Annotated in this window: 20 protein-coding genes; 7 read left to right on the top strand and 13 right to left on the bottom strand. The window is 50.2% G+C overall.

What is annotated here, in order from left to right:
- Positions 1-79: 79 nt before the first annotated feature.
- On the bottom strand, positions 80-631 hold the full coding sequence (locus OGY68_RS16385) for an NAD(P)H nitroreductase (protein WP_057068365.1): 552 nt from the start codon (positions 629-631) through the stop codon (positions 80-82).
- A gap of 175 nt (positions 632-806) precedes the next feature.
- Between OGY68_RS16385 and sppA the strand changes: the two genes are divergently transcribed.
- Complete coding sequence (gene sppA / locus OGY68_RS16380; RefSeq protein WP_286617265.1) at positions 807-2,663, top strand: signal peptide peptidase SppA; 1,857 nt, start codon at positions 807-809, stop codon at positions 2,661-2,663.
- Between the two features lie 35 nt (positions 2,664-2,698).
- On the opposite strand, the gene OGY68_RS16375 is transcribed toward sppA, so the two are convergent.
- Complete coding sequence (locus OGY68_RS16375) at positions 2,699-3,766, bottom strand: GlxA family transcriptional regulator (RefSeq protein WP_057068367.1); 1,068 nt, start codon at positions 3,764-3,766, stop codon at positions 2,699-2,701.
- A 12-nt stretch (positions 3,767-3,778) separates the two neighbouring features.
- On the bottom strand, positions 3,779-4,699 hold the full coding sequence (locus tag OGY68_RS16370; RefSeq protein ID WP_057068369.1) for a DMT family transporter: 921 nt from the start codon (positions 4,697-4,699) through the stop codon (positions 3,779-3,781).
- Between the two features lie 201 nt (positions 4,700-4,900).
- Between OGY68_RS16370 and ansA the strand changes: the two genes are divergently transcribed.
- Complete coding sequence (gene ansA / locus OGY68_RS16365; protein ID WP_003832492.1) at positions 4,901-5,917, top strand: asparaginase; 1,017 nt, start codon at positions 4,901-4,903, stop codon at positions 5,915-5,917.
- A gap of 14 nt (positions 5,918-5,931) precedes the next feature.
- Complete coding sequence (pncA, locus tag OGY68_RS16360; protein WP_020996452.1) at positions 5,932-6,570, top strand: bifunctional nicotinamidase/pyrazinamidase; 639 nt, start codon at positions 5,932-5,934, stop codon at positions 6,568-6,570.
- 37 nt (positions 6,571-6,607) lie between these two features.
- Here the strand turns inward: pncA and OGY68_RS16355 are convergent, their stop codons facing one another.
- The 8 genes from OGY68_RS16355 to OGY68_RS16320 form a co-directional block, all read right to left on the bottom strand.
- Positions 6,608-7,966 (bottom strand): MFS transporter, encoded by a 1,359-nt coding sequence (locus tag OGY68_RS16355; RefSeq protein ID WP_057068371.1) that lies wholly within the window; start codon positions 7,964-7,966, stop codon positions 6,608-6,610.
- 140 nt (positions 7,967-8,106) lie between these two features.
- Positions 8,107-8,865 (bottom strand): DeoR/GlpR family DNA-binding transcription regulator, encoded by a 759-nt coding sequence (locus tag OGY68_RS16350; RefSeq protein ID WP_032943120.1) that lies wholly within the window; start codon positions 8,863-8,865, stop codon positions 8,107-8,109.
- A 136-nt stretch (positions 8,866-9,001) separates the two neighbouring features.
- Positions 9,002-9,985 (bottom strand): NADH-dependent methylglyoxal reductase, encoded by a 984-nt coding sequence (ydjG, locus tag OGY68_RS16345; RefSeq protein ID WP_032943118.1) that lies wholly within the window; start codon positions 9,983-9,985, stop codon positions 9,002-9,004.
- Between the two features lie 9 nt (positions 9,986-9,994).
- A complete protein-coding gene (locus OGY68_RS16340; RefSeq protein WP_057068373.1) occupies positions 9,995-10,942 on the bottom strand; it encodes a sugar kinase in 948 nt (315 codons plus the stop codon).
- 4 nt (positions 10,943-10,946) lie between these two features.
- Positions 10,947-11,783 (bottom strand): ketose-bisphosphate aldolase, encoded by an 837-nt coding sequence (locus tag OGY68_RS16335; RefSeq protein WP_057068375.1) that lies wholly within the window; start codon positions 11,781-11,783, stop codon positions 10,947-10,949.
- Between the two features lie 24 nt (positions 11,784-11,807).
- A complete protein-coding gene (locus OGY68_RS16330) occupies positions 11,808-12,851 on the bottom strand; it encodes an NAD(P)-dependent alcohol dehydrogenase (RefSeq protein ID WP_003832485.1) in 1,044 nt (347 codons plus the stop codon).
- A gap of 17 nt (positions 12,852-12,868) precedes the next feature.
- Positions 12,869-14,248 carry an MFS transporter gene (locus OGY68_RS16325; protein ID WP_057068377.1) on the bottom strand — a complete coding sequence of 460 codons (1,380 nt, stop codon included), beginning with the start codon at positions 14,246-14,248 and terminating at the stop codon, positions 12,869-12,871.
- A 26-nt stretch (positions 14,249-14,274) separates the two neighbouring features.
- A complete protein-coding gene (locus tag OGY68_RS16320) occupies positions 14,275-15,351 on the bottom strand; it encodes a zinc-binding dehydrogenase (protein ID WP_286617263.1) in 1,077 nt (358 codons plus the stop codon).
- A gap of 296 nt (positions 15,352-15,647) precedes the next feature.
- On the opposite strand from OGY68_RS16320, the gene chiD reads away from it, so the two are divergent.
- Positions 15,648-16,901 (top strand): chitinase ChiD, encoded by a 1,254-nt coding sequence (chiD, locus tag OGY68_RS16315; RefSeq protein ID WP_020996455.1) that lies wholly within the window; start codon positions 15,648-15,650, stop codon positions 16,899-16,901.
- Positions 16,902-16,995: 94 nt separating this feature from the next.
- Positions 16,996-17,340, top strand: a complete 345-nt coding sequence (yajD, locus tag OGY68_RS16310) for an HNH nuclease YajD (protein ID WP_003832478.1) — start codon at positions 16,996-16,998, stop codon at positions 17,338-17,340.
- A 44-nt stretch (positions 17,341-17,384) separates the two neighbouring features.
- Here yajD and OGY68_RS16305 read toward each other — a convergent pair whose 3' ends face one another.
- Together OGY68_RS16305 and msrB are read right to left on the bottom strand one after the other, a co-directional pair.
- Complete coding sequence (locus OGY68_RS16305; RefSeq protein ID WP_008784528.1) at positions 17,385-17,660, bottom strand: YeaC family protein; 276 nt, start codon at positions 17,658-17,660, stop codon at positions 17,385-17,387.
- A gap of 42 nt (positions 17,661-17,702) precedes the next feature.
- Complete coding sequence (gene msrB, locus OGY68_RS16300) at positions 17,703-18,116, bottom strand: peptide-methionine (R)-S-oxide reductase MsrB (protein WP_003832475.1); 414 nt, start codon at positions 18,114-18,116, stop codon at positions 17,703-17,705.
- A 341-nt stretch (positions 18,117-18,457) separates the two neighbouring features.
- Here msrB and gapA point away from each other — a divergent pair, with 341 nt between their 5' ends.
- The gene (gapA, locus tag OGY68_RS16295) at positions 18,458-19,453 is read left to right on the top strand and encodes a glyceraldehyde-3-phosphate dehydrogenase (RefSeq protein WP_003030697.1); all 996 of its coding nucleotides are present in this window, start codon (positions 18,458-18,460) and stop codon (positions 19,451-19,453) included.
- A 72-nt stretch (positions 19,454-19,525) separates the two neighbouring features.
- Entirely contained in the window at positions 19,526-20,410 is an 885-nt protein-coding gene (locus OGY68_RS16290; RefSeq protein ID WP_008784524.1) for a D-hexose-6-phosphate mutarotase, read from the top strand.
- Positions 20,411-20,513: the final 103 nt, after the last annotated feature.

The following is a 20,513-nucleotide window of genomic DNA, read 5'->3' as shown; positions in this document are numbered from 1 at the left end:
CTCATTCCTTGATGTGGTAAGAGTGACTGTCTGAATTCGGGTGTCTTTGCTCAGAATCCAGACAGTTTTGCCGTTGATATCAGAAATAACGGACGAATGCGCTCGGATCGGCAAGGTTAATCGTCGTGGATGCTTTTAGCTGCGGTGTGCCCAGATAGAGGAAACCGACGATTTTATCTTGCGGGCGACAGTCGAATGCTTCGCGAACGACCGCACTTTCGGTTAATGCACCACTGCGCCAGATACCGCCAAAGCCCTGGGCAATTGCGGCCATCTGCATAGCCATCACCGCACAACCGGCAGACATTTCTTGTTCCCACAGAGGAACCTTGTCGTTTTCTTCACATTTCGCCACCACGGTAATAATCAACGGCGCGCGAAACGGTGCGCTGAGCGCTTTTTCCTGGGCTTTCTCGTCACTGCCTGCGGCAATCGCCCCTTTTTCAAGCACCGCGCTAAAACGCTCACGCCCTTCGCCCTCAATGACAAAGAATTGCCACGGTTGCAGCGTTTTGTGGTCTGGCGCGCGCATTCCCGCACGCAGAATGTTTTGCAGCTGCTCTCCTGTCGGGGCTGGCTCGACGAGACGAGAGGCGCTACGACGGGTAATCAGTAATTCGAGTGCATCCATTTTCTTAACTCCAACAATGAGATTTGTTCACAAAATTAACACGTGAGCGGATTTTGTTACAGCACAGGCGGTGATTCCTGCTGACAAGTGCCTGTCGGGTCATTACGATAGCCTCATCTTATCGCCTTTCTCCGGAATTTCGGGGTGGCGTGTTGTTAATCGGTAGGGAGAATACATGCGAACCCTGTGGCGATTTATTGCCGGATTTTTTAAATGGACATGGCGATTACTCAATTTCGTCCGTGAATTTGTGCTTAACCTGTTCTTCATCTTCTTGGTGCTGGTGGGCGTGGGCATCTGGATGCAGGTCAGCAGCAGCAATACCAGTGAACACGCTGAGCGAGGCGCACTGCTGCTGGATATCTCGGGGGTGATTGTCGATAAGCCTTCGAGCACCAGTCGCTTAAGCGTTATTGGTCGTCAGCTGTTTGGCGCCAGTTCCGATCGTCTGCAGGAAAACTCCCTGTTCGATATCGTGAATACTATTCGCCAGGCAAAAGATGATCGCAACATCACTGGCATAGTGATGGATCTGAAAAATTTTGCCGGGGCCGACCAGCCTTCCATGCAGTATATCGGTAAAGCGCTGCGGGAATTCCGCGACAGCGGCAAACCGGTCTTTGCCGTGGGCGATAACTTCAGCCAGGGGCAGTACTACCTCGCCAGTTTCGCCAATAAAATTTATCTCTCTCCGCAGGGTTCCGTTGATCTGCACGGCTTTGCCACCAACGGTTTGTACTACAAGTCCCTGCTCGACAAGCTGAAAGTTTCCACGCACGTGTTCCGTGTCGGGACTTATAAGTCTGCCGTAGAACCGTTCATTCGTGATGATATGTCTCCTGCCGCGCGCGAGGCCGACAGCCGCTGGATCGGCGAGCTGTGGCAGAACTATCTCGACACGGTCGCTGCCAACCGCCAGATCCCTGCTCAGCAGGTGTTCCCGGGCGCACAGGCCATGCTGGACGGTTTGACAAAAGTCGATGGTGATACCGCGAAATATGCGCTCGACAACAAACTGGTGGATGCACTCGCTTCCAGCGCTGAAGTCGAAAAAATGCTGACTAAACAGTTTGGCTGGAGCAAAGCGGATAAAAATTATCGCGCCGTCAGCTATTACGATTACTCGCTGAAAACGCCAGCGGATACTGGGGACAGCATTGGCGTCGTCTTCGCGAATGGCGCAATTATGGACGGTGAAGAAACCCCTGGGAATGTGGGCGGTGACACGACTGCCGCGCAGATCCGCGAAGCGCGTCTTGATCCGAAAGTGAAAGCAATTGTGCTGCGCGTGAACAGCCCTGGCGGCAGCGTCAGCGCTTCCGAAGTCATTCGCGCTGAGCTGGCTGCGGCAAAAGCAGCAGGCAAGCCGGTTGTCGTGTCCATGGGCGGCATGGCGGCATCCGGCGGGTACTGGATCTCCACCCCAGCAAGCTACATTGTGGCGAACCCCAGCACGCTGACCGGTTCAATCGGGATCTTTGGCGTGATCAACACTGTGGAAAACAGTCTGGATTCCATTGGTGTACACACCGACGGCGTGGCGACATCCCCACTGGCGGATATCTCCATCACCAAAGCGTTACCACCTGAAGTGCAGCAAATGATGCAACTGAGCATCGAGAACGGCTATAAGCGCTTTATCACGCTGGTCGCAGATGCGCGTAAGACAACGCCTGAGCAGATTGACAAAATCGCGCAGGGCCACGTCTGGACCGGCCAGGATGCGAAAGCCAACGGTCTGGTAGACAGTCTGGGTGATTTTGATGACGCCGTGGCGAAAGCGGCTGAGCTGGCCAAACTGAAGCAATGGCACATTGAGTATTATCAGGACGAACCGACATTCGTTGATATGGTGATGAACAGCATGTCCGGTTCCGTTCGTGCCATGCTGCCTGAAGCTATCCAGGCGATGCTCCCGGCGCCGCTCGCTTCTGCGGCGAGTACGGTTAAAGCGGAGAGCGATAAGCTGGCCGCGTTTAACGATCCGCAAAACCGCTATGCGTTTTGCCTGACCTGCGCCAACGTTCGCTAATCTGCCAATGCTGCCCCAAGTCGGGGCAGCATTTTTTATGAATTCTGATGTCGCGTACTGCGACAATCTCCAGGCGTACAGCCAAACTCCCGACTAAACAAACGAATAAAGTGCGCACAGTCGCTAAATCCCAGACGCAGCGCAATCTCCGTGACGCTCTCTCCAGAATTCATTAGCAGCCAGTGGGCATAGCGCAAACGCGCTCGTCGGATAAACTCTCCTGGCGACTGGGCGAACTCGGCGTTAAACAACCGGGTAAGCTGTCGCGGGCTCAGGTTGACTTCAGCGGCCAGCCAGCGGGTCGAAATGGGCTTTACCAGTCCTTGCTCAATTAAAAAGACCGCTTTGCGTAACCGACTGTCGCTCACGTGGGTAAAACCTATCGCTCTGGAGACCGCCACTGACGTGCTGTCTATGCGGTTGGGGACGGACATCTGGAAGATGGCTTTTGTCGCCCTGTCGGGACCACAGTGGCGGCGAATAAGCTCTGTTGCCAGCCCTATCGTCGAAATGCCCCCCGGACATGTCAGAATCCCTTTTTCCTCAACAAAATCGACCCCGCTACGGGCAGCCAGCTGAGGAAATTGCGTTTTAAAATCATTCAGATGCCAGGGATGAATCGCCGCCATCAGCCCATTGAGGAAACCTTCTTGCGCCAGAACAAAGCTGCCCGTGCAGATACCTACCAGCGGAATGTTGAGCTGATGCGCAAGATGCAGGTAACGTCGCGCGGCCCGATCGGCTTTCGCCATACTGCGCAGCAAGCCGCCAATCACCACCACATAATCAAATTGTTCCGGTGCAACGAATGCGCTATCCGGCATCATCGCCATTCCTGAACTGCTTAGAACAGGTCGGTCTGGTGTAGCGCTCATCAGACGCCAGGAGCAGCGAATTTTCTGGCTATCATCCCCCATATCCGCCGCATGACGTAACGCATCGGTTAATCCCGCCAGCGCCAGCAGAGGAAATTCCGGCCACAGAAGAATGCCGACATTCAACTGTGGTCTGCGCGGTGTCTCTGTCTGACTCGCATCGATAGCCGTAATGATGTCTCCATCCGCCCACTCGCCTGGCTGAAAAATTCTCAGGTCTTTCTTCACTTCAGGCTCCCGTTATAAACGTGAAAGGCGGCGTAAATTCGCACTGGGGGGTAATGAAACACAAAGCAATCCAATCAATATCAAGAGAGCGCCTGCGATAAACGCGGGCTGCAGGGATTCACCAAGGAAGAGTACCCCGGCAATGATTCCCATCGCTGGCGTCATTAAAATCAGGGTTCCCAAAGATGCGACATGATAATAACGCAGCAGGGTAAACCAGATCAGGTAACTTAAAAAGGCGACAATCACCGTCTGAAAAGTCAGACTCATCACCAACACAGTCGTCAGTTGTACCGTCGTTTCTCCCAGCATCAGTCCGATAAGCAATAAAATCAGCGCGGTAGTCGCCAGTTGATAAAACAGTGTGCAGGACGAGGGAATAGTGGCGAGTCGGCTACAGCGGATCGCCACACTGGACGCCCCCCACGCCATACCGGCGAAAAGCCCGCACAGATCGCCCGTCAGGCTCCATTGTGTGTTGCCATTTTGAGGAACCATCGTAACGGCGATGGCGATGCCCAAAAAGGCGATCGCAAGCCCACACCATTGCAGACGACTCAGTCGCTCTTCAGGTAAAAGAAAATGTAATCCAATGGCCGAAAACAAAGGCGCAGTATACAGATAAAGCGCCATATGGGAGGCCGTCGTTAACGTGATCCCTACGGAAACCAGCACAAATTCAAGCGCAAATAGTAATCCAACGATTGCGCCCATTTTGGCGATATTACGGTCACGCAGAAGGCCAAAAATATTATCTCGTCGCTGAAACAGCAATCCAATAAACAGCGCGGCGATTGCGGAACGCAAACCGACCTGCAAAAAAGGTGACATATCATCAGCAGCCGCTTTAATTGCCACCTGCTGACTGCCCCAGACACCGCAAATCAGCACCATCAGCAAAATAGCCGCATTATCAATTCTCTTTCTGATCATTTCTGCACTCGACAACAACACACACCATAGAAGGCTGCTACTGTAGGGCCGAGGGTGCAAAACCACACTGAACAAACGGGACAAGGCACTGAACATAAATGACATATTGATCGGATGGCAGGTATGCGTCATTTGCACTGTATTTTTTCGGGGGGAACTTTATACTGCGCCTGTTTATGCACAACTTAACCTGTGACGCCCATGCAAAAGAAATCGATTTACGTTGCCTATACCGGCGGTACCATTGGTATGCAGCGCTCAGAACAGGGTTATATTCCTGTTTCCGGTCATCTCCAGCGTCAGCTGGCACTGATGCCTGAATTCCACCGCCCAGAGATGCCAGACTTCACCATCCACGAATACGTCCCGCTGATGGATTCCTCAGACATGACGCCAGAAGACTGGCAACATATTGCTGAAGACATTAAAGCGCACTACGACGATTACGATGGTTTTGTCATTCTGCACGGCACTGACACCATGGCGTTTACGGCTTCGGCGCTCTCATTTATGCTGGAGAATCTGGGCAAGCCAGTCATTGTGACAGGGTCACAAATCCCATTAGCAGAGCTACGTTCTGACGGACAAATCAATTTGCTGAATGCGTTGTACGTTGCAGCAAATTATCCGATCAATGAAGTGACCCTGTTTTTCAACAACCGACTGTTTCGCGGTAACCGGACCACTAAAGCGCATGCTGATGGTTTTGACGCGTTTGCCTCACCCAACCTTGCACCACTGCTGGAAGCCGGGATCCACATTCGTCGTCTGGGAACACCGCCCGCACCTCACGGCACAGGTGAGTTGATTGTGCATCCTATCACTCCGCAACCGATTGGCGTGGTCACTATTTATCCTGGGATCTCCGCTGACGTGGTACGCAACTTCCTGCGCCAGCCGGTAAAAGCATTAATTTTGCGCTCCTACGGCGTGGGCAATGCGCCGCAGAATAAAGAGTTCCTGAAAGAACTTGAAGATGCGAGCTCGCGTGGCATTGTGGTGGTGAACCTTACGCAGTGTATGTCCGGCAAGGTGAACATGGGGGGCTACGCGACAGGGAATGCGCTGGCGCATGCTGGCGTGATTGGCGGCGCGGATATGACCGTCGAAGCCACACTCACCAAACTGCACTATTTGCTGAGTCAGGGACTGGATACGCAGACAATTCGTGAAGCAATGACGCAAAATCTGCGTGGTGAGCTCACGCCCGACGATTAAAGGAGTCTATGCCCATGGCCCGAGCCTTACTGTTGGTCGATTTACAAAATGACTTTTGTGCCGGTGGTGCCCTCGCGGTCCCACAAGGTGACAGCACGATCGATATCGCCAACCGCCTGATTGACTGGTGTGCCATACGCGGCGACACGGTCGTTGCCAGTCTGGACTGGCACCCGGCGAATCACGGTAGTTTTGCCAGCCAGCATCAGGTCGAGCCCTACAGCCAGGGGCAACTCGATGGCCTGGCGCAGACGTTCTGGCCCGATCATTGCGTACAAAACAGCGAAGGTGCTGCCCTGCATCCGCTGCTGAACCAGCGTGCGATAACTCAAACGTTCACTAAAGGTGAGAACCCGCTGGTCGACAGCTACAGTGCTTTTTTTGATAACGGTCGTCGTCAGGCTACCGCGCTGAATGCATGGCTACTCGAACACCGCATTGCCGAGCTCATCATCATGGGTCTGGCTACCGACTATTGCGTTAAATTCACCGTTCTGGATGCGCTCGATCTTGGCTACACCGTCAGCGTTATAACCGACGGCTGCCGTGGCGTTAATATTCATCCCCAGGACAGTGCAAACGCCTTTATGGAAATGGCAGCTGCGGGCGCAACGCTGTATACGTTGGACGACTGGCTGGAAACCCAGCCGTAAGCGATGCCGACCGGGTCACTCCTGTCGGCGCGTTATCTCAGGCCAGCGCTGAAATCTCTTCCAGCGATACTTTGCGTGTTTCGATGCCAAAACAAAAAAGAATCAAAGCGCATAGCACCAACATTGCTCCTAGCACGATAAAGACCGTAACCGAGCCATAGCGGGTCAACAAAATAGCGACGCCATAAGGCGTAAACACAGCGACAATCCTCCCCACCGCATTCACAAAACCCGATCCTCTCAATCTAAGATGCGTGGGCCATAGTTCCGGGACATAAACTGCAGAGGCAAAGCAGACATACATATACAGAAAAAAAATCATCACCAGTCCGTAGCTCAGAATTGCCCACTCTTCAGTTTGAAGCGAATAGAAATACCCAAGCAAGGCGATAATAATCAACAAGAATGAGCCAAACAATCGCCGAGGAAAGCGATCGATAATTAACGCGGCAATAAATATCCCGACCGGCGCGCCAATCATAATTATCGCGGTCATAAATATGGATTTCGTTACATCGATTCCCGAATTAACAAATATCGTCGGAATCCATACCGTAATGGTATAGAGCGAAATATTCATTGCAATAAGCACCGTGATCGCCACCAGTGTACAGCGCAACATTGGCCCCTTAAACAAGAGCCAAAATGAACCACTTATCGTGCTTAAATCCGCCGACGAGCATTCGTTCCGGCAGGATGGTAAAGTGATGTTTTTTTCTTTCTCAATTTGCGATTCCACCTGCATAAGATGTTTTTCAGCTTCGCTTCTCTGCCCTTTGCCAGCCAGCCAACGCGGGGATTCAATATAGTATTTTCCCGACAGATACCAGGCCAACAGCATTGCCATGCCGCCGAGCAGAAACATCACCCGCCAGCTTAAAAGTGCAATAATCACGACGCCAATTGCCGCAGATAGCATTGGTGCCCAGTTGCCGACAAATGACAGACGGGCAGACCATTTCCCACGAACCGCGGGTGGAATGAATTCTGTAAATGAGGCATAGCCCACCATAATTAGCGCCCCCATTCCTATCCCCATCAGACAGCGGAAGAAAATAAGCCAGTACATGTTGGGCACAAACGTTGCAGCGCAGGCTGAGACCCCGACGATTAACAAATTGACGCGGAACGCTTTGCGTCGACCGAGATAATCACCAATAAAACCACCGACTAGCGAACCGATAAAGTAACCGAACATCAGCGCTGAGGTAAACGCGGCATTGAGATAATTGTTTGACCAGCCTGTGCTGACTAGTTTTGCTAATACCACATTCCCGGAATAGCTGAGAAAACCAGTTATTAACAAACTAACACTAATAATTCCAAAAATACGAAAATGAAATCGAGATAAAGGTAAGCGATCTAATCTTGCGCCTATAGGGTCACATTGTTCCATCTGGATGCCTCAAATTCAGCTAAATAGAAAGTATGGCGATCGCGGCAGAAAAATTTTGCCGCGCCATCCATCATCATTAGATTCTTATGGCATTTACCAGGTGCAAACTTAAAATAATATCGACACAACCCTCATTATAGCTAATAAACGAGTTGAATATTATTCTCTTTGCAAAATGCAATCCACTCTGCACCCGGTGCCTTATTGGTTATTAGGTAATTAATATGGCTAAAGTCCACGAGCTGAACGAAAGCTTTACGGTCAAACTTTGAGTGATCAACTAACAGGGCCACCTCAGTCGCCTGGCGGATCATGGTTTTTTTGATTTCCGCTTCCGCTTCATTAGAATCAAGCGCCCCACTCTGCATATCCAAACCTTTGCAGCTCATCACCATGATATCAACATGATAACGGCTGATAATCTCCTTGGTGATTCTTCCCTGCAGCGACAGCGTATTCTTATTCAACTCACCGCCGGTAGAAACCACGTTAATTTCTGACTGCGCCAACTCATGAAATGCTTCAGCCGAATTGGTTAGCAACGTCAGATCGTTTCTTTCCTTCAACAGCTTTAATAATTCCATCGCGGTACTGCTGGAGTCGGCAGCCATTGTGGTCTTATTTTTAATAAACGGTAATGCATTACGGGCAATAATCTGCTTTTCTTCGAAGAAAGATTTTGCACGCTTATAAAAATGAATATTGTCGGACAACGCGGTGGTATTGAGCACTGCACCGCCATATGTTCGGGTCAAAAAACCTTCATCTTCCAGTTTTTCAAGATCGCGGCGAATCGTTTCCTCAGTCACCTGAAAGATTGAACTTAAATTAGATACCGCCACTTTCTTATCGTTAGCCACCATTTGCTTAATGGCTTGAATCCTGTCTTTTGCCGCCACGATGACACCTCTGTTTCCTGCAAAGTAATAATAAGACCCTAGTATCTCACAGGCTATGTTTATTTTCAAAAGAACATGTCTGAATCACAGATTTCAATACTTTTTTACGCAGAAACAGAGGTCAATTCTATCCAACTTAATTTATATCCAACGCTTCCGCCATTCGCCTCATCAATAATGAATCATCATCTGTCAGGGGAATGGTTAACGCCTCGACGTTCTCGCGAACCTGTTCAGGTGCGGTTGCACCACTCAGTAAGGTGATCAAATCGCTTTGCTTTAAAATCCACGCCAGAGCTAATGCGGGGATTGTGCAGCGGTATTTTTCACACAGTGGCTGCCACTGCTCTAGCATATCAATCACCCGCAGCATATTTTCCCGCTGAAACCAAACCTTGTTAGCCCGTGCGCCGCCAGGAACATAATCTCGGGCGATAGTACCGGTCAACAACCCCTGCTCAAGCGGTGAATATACCTGCACGATGATGCCATTCTGCTGGCATAGCGGCAGCAGATCAGCTTCCAGCGCCCGGTCAAGAATGCTGTACTTGGCCTGGATGATATCCAGCTCACCGTGTTTGAGATACTCCCTTATATGCCCGGCATCGACGTTTGCCGCACCAATCGAACGGATTTTTCCCTCTTTTTTCAGTGTGTTCAGCGTGTCTACGGTTTCCGCAATCGGCGTAAAACAGGGTTCAACCGACTGCCAGTGGGTCATATAAATATCAATACTGTCGATACCCAATCTTTGCAGGCTGGCATCAACCTCCTCACGAATCGACTCAGGCGTGAGGTTTTTATACAGCTGGCGATCGCCCACTTTGTTAAACAGGCTGCCTGTTCGCTCCCAGACGATGCCGCATTTGGTTTCAACCACTACCTCGCTGCGCGGTAACTTTTTCAGCGCCTGACCGACTATCACTTCACTGTTGCCAAAGTTGTATCCTGGCGCGGTATCAATCAGATTAATACCGCAGCGATGCGCCTCAACAATGGTATCAATACAAATCTGCAAATCGAGATCGCCATTCCATGCCGGACCGCCACCAATGGCCCATGTACCTAATCCCATGCGGGAAAGCGTAATATCCGTACTGCCTAAAGGAATCATTTTCATCTGCCGCTATTACCCTTCGTATTCGTCAAGAAGTTGTTCAACCAGCTTTCTGTTCTTCACACCCGTTGTCGCACCCACGCTCAGTACCGATATTGCCGCCGTTGCATTAGCAAACAGCGCGCAGTCGCGAAGCGGCTTACCTTCAAGCAGCGCGGAGATAAATCCTGAAGCAAAGTTATCCCCCGCGCCGATGGTGTCGATGGCGGTAATCCCCGACACGGCCGGGACTACCATTTTCATATCGACACGTTTGATAAAGCAGCCTCTTTTACCGGTCTTAATCACGACGGTTTTCACACCACAGTTCAGGAAACTGTCGGCAATCTCATCCAGCGTATCTTTCCCGGTGAGCAGTTTTGCCTCTTCAAAATTGGGAAACAGATAATCCACGTAGCTCAGCGCTTCACGGATGTCGTCCAGCGTTTCGTTAAGCCGTGGCTTAATCATGTCGGCGCAGATAATTAATCCATGCACTTTGGCCTGAGTGAAAATATCCGTTAACGCCTGGCCATCAAGCAGCGGACTATTAAAAATACTCGCCAGCGACAGCAGCTTTGCCTGCGAGAATCGGTCAAAATCAACATCGTTTATATTCAGTTTCCATAAACTGCCGTTACGGTTAGTCACAAAGGTGCGTTCACCATCAGCGGTGACTAAACCCACGTTAATGGAAGTATCAATATCAACATCCTGCTTCAGGCTTTTAATATCAATATTCTCCCGATGGCAGTGGTCGACAATAAAATAACCGGCTGCATCATTACCTATCCGACTCATTAACGCCGTGCGATGGCCAAGGCGAGAAATAATCGTCGCCTCATTAATAGCGTCACCTCCCGTGGTCATTGCTATTCGTTCTAATGGATAAGAGTCAACATCAAAGATATTTTTACTCACTGGTTGCAAGGGAATATCAACAATTGCCGCCCCTATACAAATAACCTCGATATTATCCATATTGTCATTCCGCTTTACCGTCAGAGCCAAACAGTTTGATTTTCTCCAGCGCGCGCTCTTTTACCGCTTTGCGAACTTCACGCTCAACGTGCAGGAACGGCTGGTTCTGGTTCTCCTGCATCGCCGCCATTGCCGCCTGGCACAGTTCGGTATGAATATTGATTTTCGAAATACCTAATGAAATGGCTTTTTTGATATCCGCATCGCTAATGCCGGACGCGCCGTGCAGCACCAGCGGAACGGATACCGCCTCGCGCACCCGTTTGACCACATCGAAATTCAGTTTCGGCTCAGAGGTATAAACGCCGTGCTGGTTACCAATCGCCACCGCCAGAGAATCGCAGCCGGTACGCTCGACAAATTCCGCCGCCTGGCTCGGGTCAGTATAGTGATAGCCCGCCAGCGCTTCTTCATAAACCGTTTCATTCCCCACGTGGCCCAGCTCCGCCTCAACCGGAATACCCAACGGATGGAAGAAGTCCACCGCCTCTTTAGTCAGGCGAATATTCTCTTCGAAATCAAAAGCGGAGGCATCGCGCATCAGTGAATTCATGCCGTGAGTCCAGGCGTTATGGATAATTTCCATACTGCGTCCGTGGTCCCAATGGGTAATAACCGGCACTGAGGCTTTTTTCGCCATCGAAACCATCATATGCGAAAAATCTTCAAAAGATGTATTACCCACAAAGCCGGTGCCGAATGAAATAATTACCGGCGATTTAGACTCTTCCGCCGCATCCATCACCCCCATTAACATTTCCGCATTCCACACGTTAAAGTGGGCAATCGCATAATGTTTATTCTGGGCATCATTTTCCCAATATTTAATATCTGCCAGCATAGTTGTTTCTCCCTTTTCAATAAATTAATGGTTAACTTTAATAACGCCTTTGATAATTTCGCGTTTGTTGTTGACTGACTCATCAAACGCGCGCTGAACATCTTCATAATCATAAATATGCGTCACCATCGACTTGACATCGAAACGCCCGGAGGAAATGGCTTCAATAGTGACCGGATAGCGGTTGGCGTAGCGGAAAACAGTCTGAATGGAGACTTCGCGGTTAATTTTGAGGAAATTAATCGCCGAATCACCGGGAACTGTCCCAACGATCATGATTTTCCCGCCGCGCATCACCAGGTACGGAGCCTGCTTAACGGTGATCGCCGAGCCGGCAGTTTCAAAAACAATGTCAGCCCCCATATCGCCGGAGAACTGCTGACAGCGGGCAACGGTGTCCTCTTTCGCCCCGTTGATCACAGTCGTCGCACCAAGCTGCTCGGCCATGGCCAGACGCTTTTCCAGGACATCAACAACGGCGATGTCGGTAGCACCCAAACATTTACAGGCTTGCAGGGTCATTAAACCAATACAGCCCGCCCCCAAAATGACGATTTTCTTGCCCGGTTTAACGTCCGCCAGCATTGCGGCATGCATCCCTACCGCCGCAGGCTCTACCAGCGCGCCTTCCATGGTGTCCATATTATCGGGCAACTTGTAAGTGAAGCTCTCCGGATGGCACAGATAGTGGGTTAGCGCGCCGCGATAATTAGGCTGCGTGGCCATAAAGTCGACATCAGGACAGATGTTGTATTTGCCCTCCAGACAGTAGCGGCAGTGACCGCACGGCACGCCGGGTTCAATGTTCACCCGGTCGCCCGGTTTAAATTTACTGACGCGATTTCCTACCGCCACCACCGTACCGGCACATTCATGTCCGAGGCCAATTTCCTGGTTCGGGTCTTTTGGCGGAATAAAGGGACCTGATTCGAAACCGTGAACATCTGAACCGCAAATACCTACGTATTCAATTTTGATCAGTACTTCATGCTCTTTGGGTACCGGGATATCGGCGGCAATAATTTTCATCGTGCCCGGCGTTTTTAATATCGCTTTTGAATTTTTCATTTTATTTCCCATCAATATTATTTGCTGGTAACTGCATCAATACTGAGGCTTTCGACAGAGACGCCTTTGGTTTCAATTCCGATGGTAGCAATGGCGACAGCGACAATAATGGAGACCGCACCCAGCAGTACAAATACACCCGTCACTCCATAACCGTTAAGCAATACCGCGACTGCATAAGGCGCGGCGATACCGCTGATACGTCCTACCGCATTCGCCAGACCAGAACCGCGAAGTTTCGCTTCAGTCGGCCATATCTCCGGAACATAGACTGCCGAGGCGTAGCAAACGTACATATAGACAAAAGTAATCAGGAAGAAACCAATTAGCGTAATCAGTAGCATGCTGGTTTGCAGTGAATAGATATATCCCAGCACGGCAATTAACACTAATAATCCCACACCCATTGTCTTTCTGGGAATTTTATCCATTACCAGCATGGCTATAAAAATTCCAAACGGCGCGCCGAACATACTCATGGTATTTAAGACAATGGAGTCTTTCAGATTAATGCCCTGAGTCATAAATATTGTCGGTAGCCAATTAATTAAGGTGTACTGGACGACGTTCATGGCAATCAGAACAAAGGAACCTAAAATAACGCGCTTCAGTAACACACCCGTTAATAAGGCCGAGTAAGGAACCGTGCGCGGGGCTTTGCCGTCATCTTCAAATACCACAGGCGGCAGTGGCTTGCCGGTCTGCTGAACAACTCCTTCTTCAATGGCCCGCATCACCTTTTCAGCTTCGGCGTAGCGTCCGCGGGATTCCAGCCAACGAGGCGACTCCGGGAAACTACGCCAGGCAATAACGGTCGCCACCAGCGACAGTACGGCCGGGATCATCAACTGCACGCGCCAGTTCCATTCGGCGCTGATCAACGGCGTCAATCCCATCGCGATCAGCGAACAGAGCGGATAAGACCAGTTACCGATAAACGAGACCCGGCTTGACCAGGTGCCGCGATTCCTGCCTGGCATATATTCGGTGAACCCGGCAAACAGAGTCACCAACAGCGCACCTAATCCAACTCCCATTACAAAACGGCAGGCGATCAGGAAAGTCATATTTGGTGAAAACGCGCCAACGATCATAGAAATAATATGAATCGCTTCATATAAAATAAATGCGTTTTTACGTCCGGTTTTATCGCCGATAATTCCCCCACCGAGCGCGCCGAGAAACATTCCCGCTGTCGTAATGGCTGAAAACGTGGCGGTGGTGGAATTATCGGTCCAACCAAGCTCTTTTAACTGCGCGAGAATTAATCCGCCAACGGCATTACTCCAACAAACCAGTAATCCAAAAGCAACCATCGCAAACATCGATGTGTGCCAACGGCAGTCAGGTAGCCTGTCCAGCCTGGCGCCGCAGTGCGGTTTTGCTATTTGTTCCATGAGATAACGTCCTTTTAATAGACATGTTATTCATCAAAGTCGTAAGTCATGATGACTTTAATCGCGGTTTTATCGACCATGGCGTCAAACCCTTCGCGCCATTGCGACAGGCCGATACGGTGAGTAATCATCGGTTTAACGTTGATTGCGCCGCTGGCCAGCAGGCGTATGGCGTTGCGCCAGGATGTGGAATCGTAGGCCATATGGCCAATGATGCTTTTATTCCACGCGGTGATGTCGTTGATGGAGAAATCGAGAGGTTTAAAGCCCATACCGACGCGAACGACTTCACCATTCGGGCGCAGCATTTCGATTGATTGTTTAAGGGCGATATTCGCACCAGAGCATTCGATGACCAGCCCCAAATTGTCTTTACCGCAGATTTCCTGGTAGCGTGCAACCACATCTTCGGTCGAACCGTTAACGACAGCTGTCGCGCCCAGCTCTTTGGCGATCGGGAAGCGTACGGCAACATCCTCTTCCAGCCCGACCATCACAATATTAACGGCCCCCATAATGCGCGCCATTTGAACAGAAAAGAGTCCTAACGGACCGGTACCAAAGACCACCACATCCTGGCCTGGAAGAAATTTGGATTGCTGAGCGATAGATTTGTAGGCATTGCAGATAGGATCCAGTACAGCCGCCTCTTCATAATCTACCCCTGCCGGGATTTCCCACAGAGCATGGCGGTGAATTTTGAGGATTTCCCCAGGGACCAGACAATATTTAGAAAACCCACCGCCCCAGGTATTGTTGTCCAGACCTAAATTCACCTTTTCTGTACAACAAAGAAAATCGCCCTGTTCACAAGCCGGACAAACGCCGCAAACGTGCCCGCTGTTGTCAGACACAACTCGCTGTCCCACCTTCCAGTCCTTAACCTTGTCGCCAACCTGCACAATTTGACCCGCAAATTCATGACCACGAATCGAATTAAACTGCTCGGATCCACTGTCGACATTGTAGTGTTTCATGTCAGCGCCGCAGATAGCAGCAGCCTTAATTTCAATCACAACGTCATCCGGACCACATACCGGTTCCGGAACATCAATCATCTTGTAGCCGCCAAAGGCCTTGCCAAATCTCGCCAGTGCTTTCATGGAATTTTCCTTTGTGTTTAGTTTTGCATCAGTGACCATCATACTTATCCATATAATTTTTGAGGTCAACACTAAATCTTTAAAACACAGATTATGATCTGTATTTCACAACCAAGATCACAAATAAATGCAAAGATGAACTGAAACCCAAGTGAACGTGGCTGCCGCTTCGCTAAAATGGCGTGAACCCCTTCGCATTTTTCCTGTTATGAAACTGTTAACCTGCGGGTGCTGTTTTTTTCGCCACGCCATTTCCGTGGCGTGTTTGCTTGTTTAAATGTCAAAGAGGAACACCGATGAAACTATTGCCTTTGTTGGCAGCATTACCCCTGCTCTGCGCCAGCGTTGTTTCCGCCAGTTCACTGATGTCAGTTGGCTACTTTAATGGTGGCGGCGACGTCACTGCCGGTCCCGGTGGCGACATCAATAAACTGGATGTTCGCCAGATAACCCATCTCAACTATTCGTTTGGCCTTGTCTACAACAACGAAAAAGACGAGACCAATGACGCCTTAAAAGACGCCAGCAAACTGCATCAGATTTGGCTTTCACAGAAAGTGCAGGATGATTTGCTGAAAATTCCACAGCTGCGTAAACAAAATCCAAACCTGAAAGTTTTGCTTTCCGTCGGCGGCTGGGGAGCGCGTGGATTCTCTGGCGCGGCAGCAACGAAGGAAACACGCGCAGTGTTTATTCAGTCTGCACAGGAGATAATTGCGAAATATGGTCTGGATGGCATCGACCTCGACTGGGAATATCCAGTTAACGGCGCCTGGGGACTGGTCGAAAGCCAACCGGCTGACCGCGCTAACTTCACCGCGCTGTTAACAGAGCTGCGTGCCGCATTGGGGCATAAAAAACTGCTGACCATCGCCGTGGGCGCGAATGCGGAAAGTCCGAAAAGCTGGGTGGATGTAAAAGCCATTGCACCATCGCTCGACTACATCAACCTGATGACCTATGACATGGCTTACGGCACCCAATATTTCAACTCGAACCTGTACGATTCGACGCAATGGCCAACGGTCGCCGCGGCGGATAAGTACAGCGCCGATTTTGTGGTCAATAACTATCTCGCAGCCGGTCTGAAACCGAGTCAAATGAATCTGGGCATTGGCTTTTATGGACGTGTACCAAAACGCGCCGTTGAGCCAGGTATTGACTGGAGCAAACCTGACGCGCAGAAAAACCCGGCTACCCAGCCCTATTTCGAGTCAGCTCAAATTGAGTTGTTCAAATCACTGGGCGTCGACCTGAGCAAAGACACCTACGTGAAGTACAACGATATCGTGGCGAAGTTGATCAACGATCCGCAAAAACGCTTTAGTCAACATTGGGATGATGAAGCGAAAGTGCCGTGGCTGTCGGTACAGTCTGCGGATGGAAAAAAACTCTTTGCCCTCTCCTATGAAAACCCGCGTTCGGTGGCGATCAAAGCCGACTACATCAAAAGCAAAGGGTTGGCAGGCGCCATGTTCTGGGAGTACGGCGCAGATGACAATAATCAGTTGGCGAAGCAGTTAGCCGATTCGTTAGGCATCAAACACTGATCCCAACGCCTGACACAATAGGTTATGATTAGCGCATTCTGCTGCGCCAGCTTTTGGCGCAGCTCTTCATTTTCTACTGGAGGCATGCGCTTTTATGGCTTTTATCCCTAAAAATTACGCCCGTCTGGAAGTCGGTTACCGGGAAAAGGCGCTTAAACTCTTTCCCTGGGTCTGCGGACGCTGTTCCCGTGAGTTCGTGTATTCAAATTTGCGCGAGTTGACGGTACACCATATCGATCACGATCACTCAAATAACCCGGAAGATGGTAGCAACTGGGAAATGTTGTGCCTGTACTGCCACGATCACGAGCATTCCAAATATACGGAAGCGGACCAGTATGGTTCAACGGTGGTTGCAGGAGAAGATGCGCAAAAGGCCGTAGGCGAAGCGAAATACAACCCGTTCGCCGATCTGAAAGCGATGATGAACAAGAAATAACATCAACTGCAGGCCCGACACAGATGTTTGCCGGGCCTGGGTAATCAGGATTTAAACGTCGCAATCGGTTCTGGCGTAATACCAAACTCCACCTTCAACTGCTGCTTGCTCTTCATCACCATCTCACCGTTGGTATCAATCGTCATATGCTGCGCGTCAATATTGTTTCGCGCCTGCCATAACATCACCAGCTGTAAGCTATTCTCTTTTTGTTCTACCGTTAGCGCTACGCCATCCGGCCATTTTCCGAGTTCAACGGCAGTCGATAAGCGCTGATAAACTTCCGGCGTCATGCTGTTGATCATCTCATCAAGATTCATGTTAAATCCACTCTCCGTAGAATAATTTGCTGAATCGTTTCTTCAACCCTTGGTTTGCTCACCGTTTTCACCATCGGTAAAGTTCAAAGACGCTGAGTTAACGCAGTACCGTTCACCGGTAGGTTTCGGACCATCCGGGAAGACGTGTCCCAGGTGTGCATCACAGTTTCCGCAGCGGATTTCAATGCGCTGCATGCCGTGTGACGTATCTTTTATGTAACGGATAGCCTCATCGCTGACAGGCTCGTAAAAGCTGGGCCAGCCGCAGCCTGAGTCATATTTTGTCTCGGAACGAAATAGCGGATTGTCGCAGATCAAACAGTGGTAGATGCCGTCACGTTTGTTATGTAGCAAACGTCCGGTAAATGGCGGTTCTGTCCCGTGATTCTGCGTCACATAGAACTGCATTTCGGTTAAATTTTTTTTCAGTTCTTCTGGAGAAGGTTGATTAGCCATTTGCTCACATCTCGCTTTATCTAAACTCACATCGCGAGACAGATTCTAACAAAACATTAACACCGGAGTGCGAACTTTTGTTCTAAACTTGATCCTTGCGAAATGGCAGCCTGCAATTCGTGATCAGAATCACGTTTTTATCTTGATTGCCCTTTAAAATTCGGGCCGCCGACCCCATGTGGTTTCAAGCCCAAAGGAAGAGTGAGGCGAGTCAGTTGCGCAAAGCTTAGGCAGCAGATTGATTTGTCGCAATGATTGACACGATTCCGCTTGACGCTGCGTAAGGTTTTTGTAATTTTACAGGCAACCTTTTATTCACTAACAAATAGCTGGTGGAATATATGACTATCAAAGTAGGTATCAACGGTTTTGGCCGTATCGGTCGCATTGTTTTCCGTGCTGCTCAAGAACGCTCTGACATCGAGATCGTTGCAATCAACGACCTGTTAGACGCTGACTACATGGCTTACATGCTGAAATATGACTCCACTCACGGCCGTTTCAACGGTACCGTTGAAGTGAAAGACGGTCATCTGATCGTAAACGGTAAAAAAATCCGTGTTACCGCTGAACGTGATCCGGCTAACCTGAAATGGGACGAAGTTGGTGTTGACGTAGTAGCTGAAGCTACTGGCCTGTTCCTGACAGATGAAACCGCTCGTAAGCACATCACTGCTGGCGCGAAAAAAGTGGTTCTGACTGGTCCGTCCAAAGATAACACTCCGATGTTTGTTAAAGGCGCTAACTTTGACAAATACGAAGGTCAGGACATCGTTTCTAACGCTTCCTGCACCACTAACTGCCTGGCTCCGCTGGCTAAAGTTATCAACGACAACTTCGGCATCATCGAAGGTCTGATGACTACTGTTCACGCGACCACCGCTACTCAGAAAACCGTTGATGGCCCGTCTCACAAAGACTGGCGCGGCGGCCGCGGCGCATCCCAGAACATCATCCCGTCCTCTACCGGTGCAGCTAAAGCTGTAGGTAAAGTACTGCCAGAACTGAACGGCAAACTGACTGGTATGGCGTTCCGCGTTCCTACCCCGAACGTATCCGTTGTTGACCTGACCGTTCGTCTGGAAAAAGCTGCTTCTTACGAAGAAATTAAGAAAGCAATCAAAGCTGCTTCCGAAGGCCCGATGAAAGGCGTTCTGGGTTACACCGAAGACGACGTAGTATCTACCGATTTCAACGGTGAAGTTTGCACTTCCGTGTTCGATGCTAAAGCAGGTATCGCACTGAACGACAACTTCGTGAAACTGGTATCCTGGTACGACAACGAAACCGGCTACTCCAACAAAGTTCTGGACCTGATTGCTCACATCTCCAAATAAGTTGAGATGAAACAGTAATCTGTAAGAGCGACTCAGGTCGCTCTTTTTTTTGCCTGAAGAAAGGATTGCGTAATGATTAATAAAATTTTTGCACTTCCGGTAATCGAACAAATTACCCCTGTCCTCTCCCGCCGTCAGCTTGATGAGCTTGAGGTTCTTGTTGTCGATCACCCACAGGTTAAAGCTTCTTTCGCGCTGCAGGGCGCACATCTTCTTTCCTGGAAACCAAATGGTGAAGAGGAAGTCCTGTGGTTAAGTAATAATACCCCGTTTAAAACCGGCGTAGCGCTGCGTGGCGGCGTACCAATTTGCTGGCCGTGGTTTGGTCCGGCTGCTAAGCAGGGCCTGCCTTCGCATGGTTTTGCCCGCAACCTGCCATGGACGCTGAAAGCGCACAACGAAGACGACAATGGCGTGGTGCTGACGTTTGAACTGCAGAGCAACGCTGAAACGCGTCAGCTATGGCCGCACGAGTTCTGCCTGCTGGCCCGCTTCAAAGTGGGAGTCACCTGTGAAATGGAGCTGGAAGCTCATGGTGAGTTTGAAACCACCTCGGCACTGCATACCTATTTCAACGTTGGTGACATTGCGGCAGTGAAAGTCAGTGGTCTTGGCGATCGCCTGATCGATAAAGTGAATGATGCTAAAGAAGATGTGCTGGCTGATGGGATCCAGACCTTCCCGGACCGCACCGATCGCGTTTATCTGAATCCGGAAGCGTGCAGCGTGATTCATGATGATGCGTTGAATCGCAATATAGATGTTGTCCACCACCACCATCTGAATGTAGTGGGCTGGAACCCTGGCCCGGCGCTGTCCGTCAGCATGGGCGACATGCCGGATGATGGCTACAAAACGTTTGTTTGTGTAGAAACGGCTTACGCGACCGCTCCGCAGAAAACCACCGAAGAAAAACCATCTCGCCTCGCGCAGACTATTCGTGTAGCTAAACGCTAACACAGCTCTCCGCACCATGCCGGATGCGGCTAACGCCTTATCCGGCCTACAAACTACACGCAGCCGCAGGCCTGATAAGCACAGCGCCATCAGGCAGTTACAC

The organism is Citrobacter sp. Cpo065, from assembly GCF_030332805.1.
GTDB classification, from domain to species: domain Bacteria; phylum Pseudomonadota; class Gammaproteobacteria; order Enterobacterales; family Enterobacteriaceae; genus Citrobacter; species Citrobacter portucalensis.
This window is presented reverse-complemented; position numbering and strand designations above follow the sequence as displayed.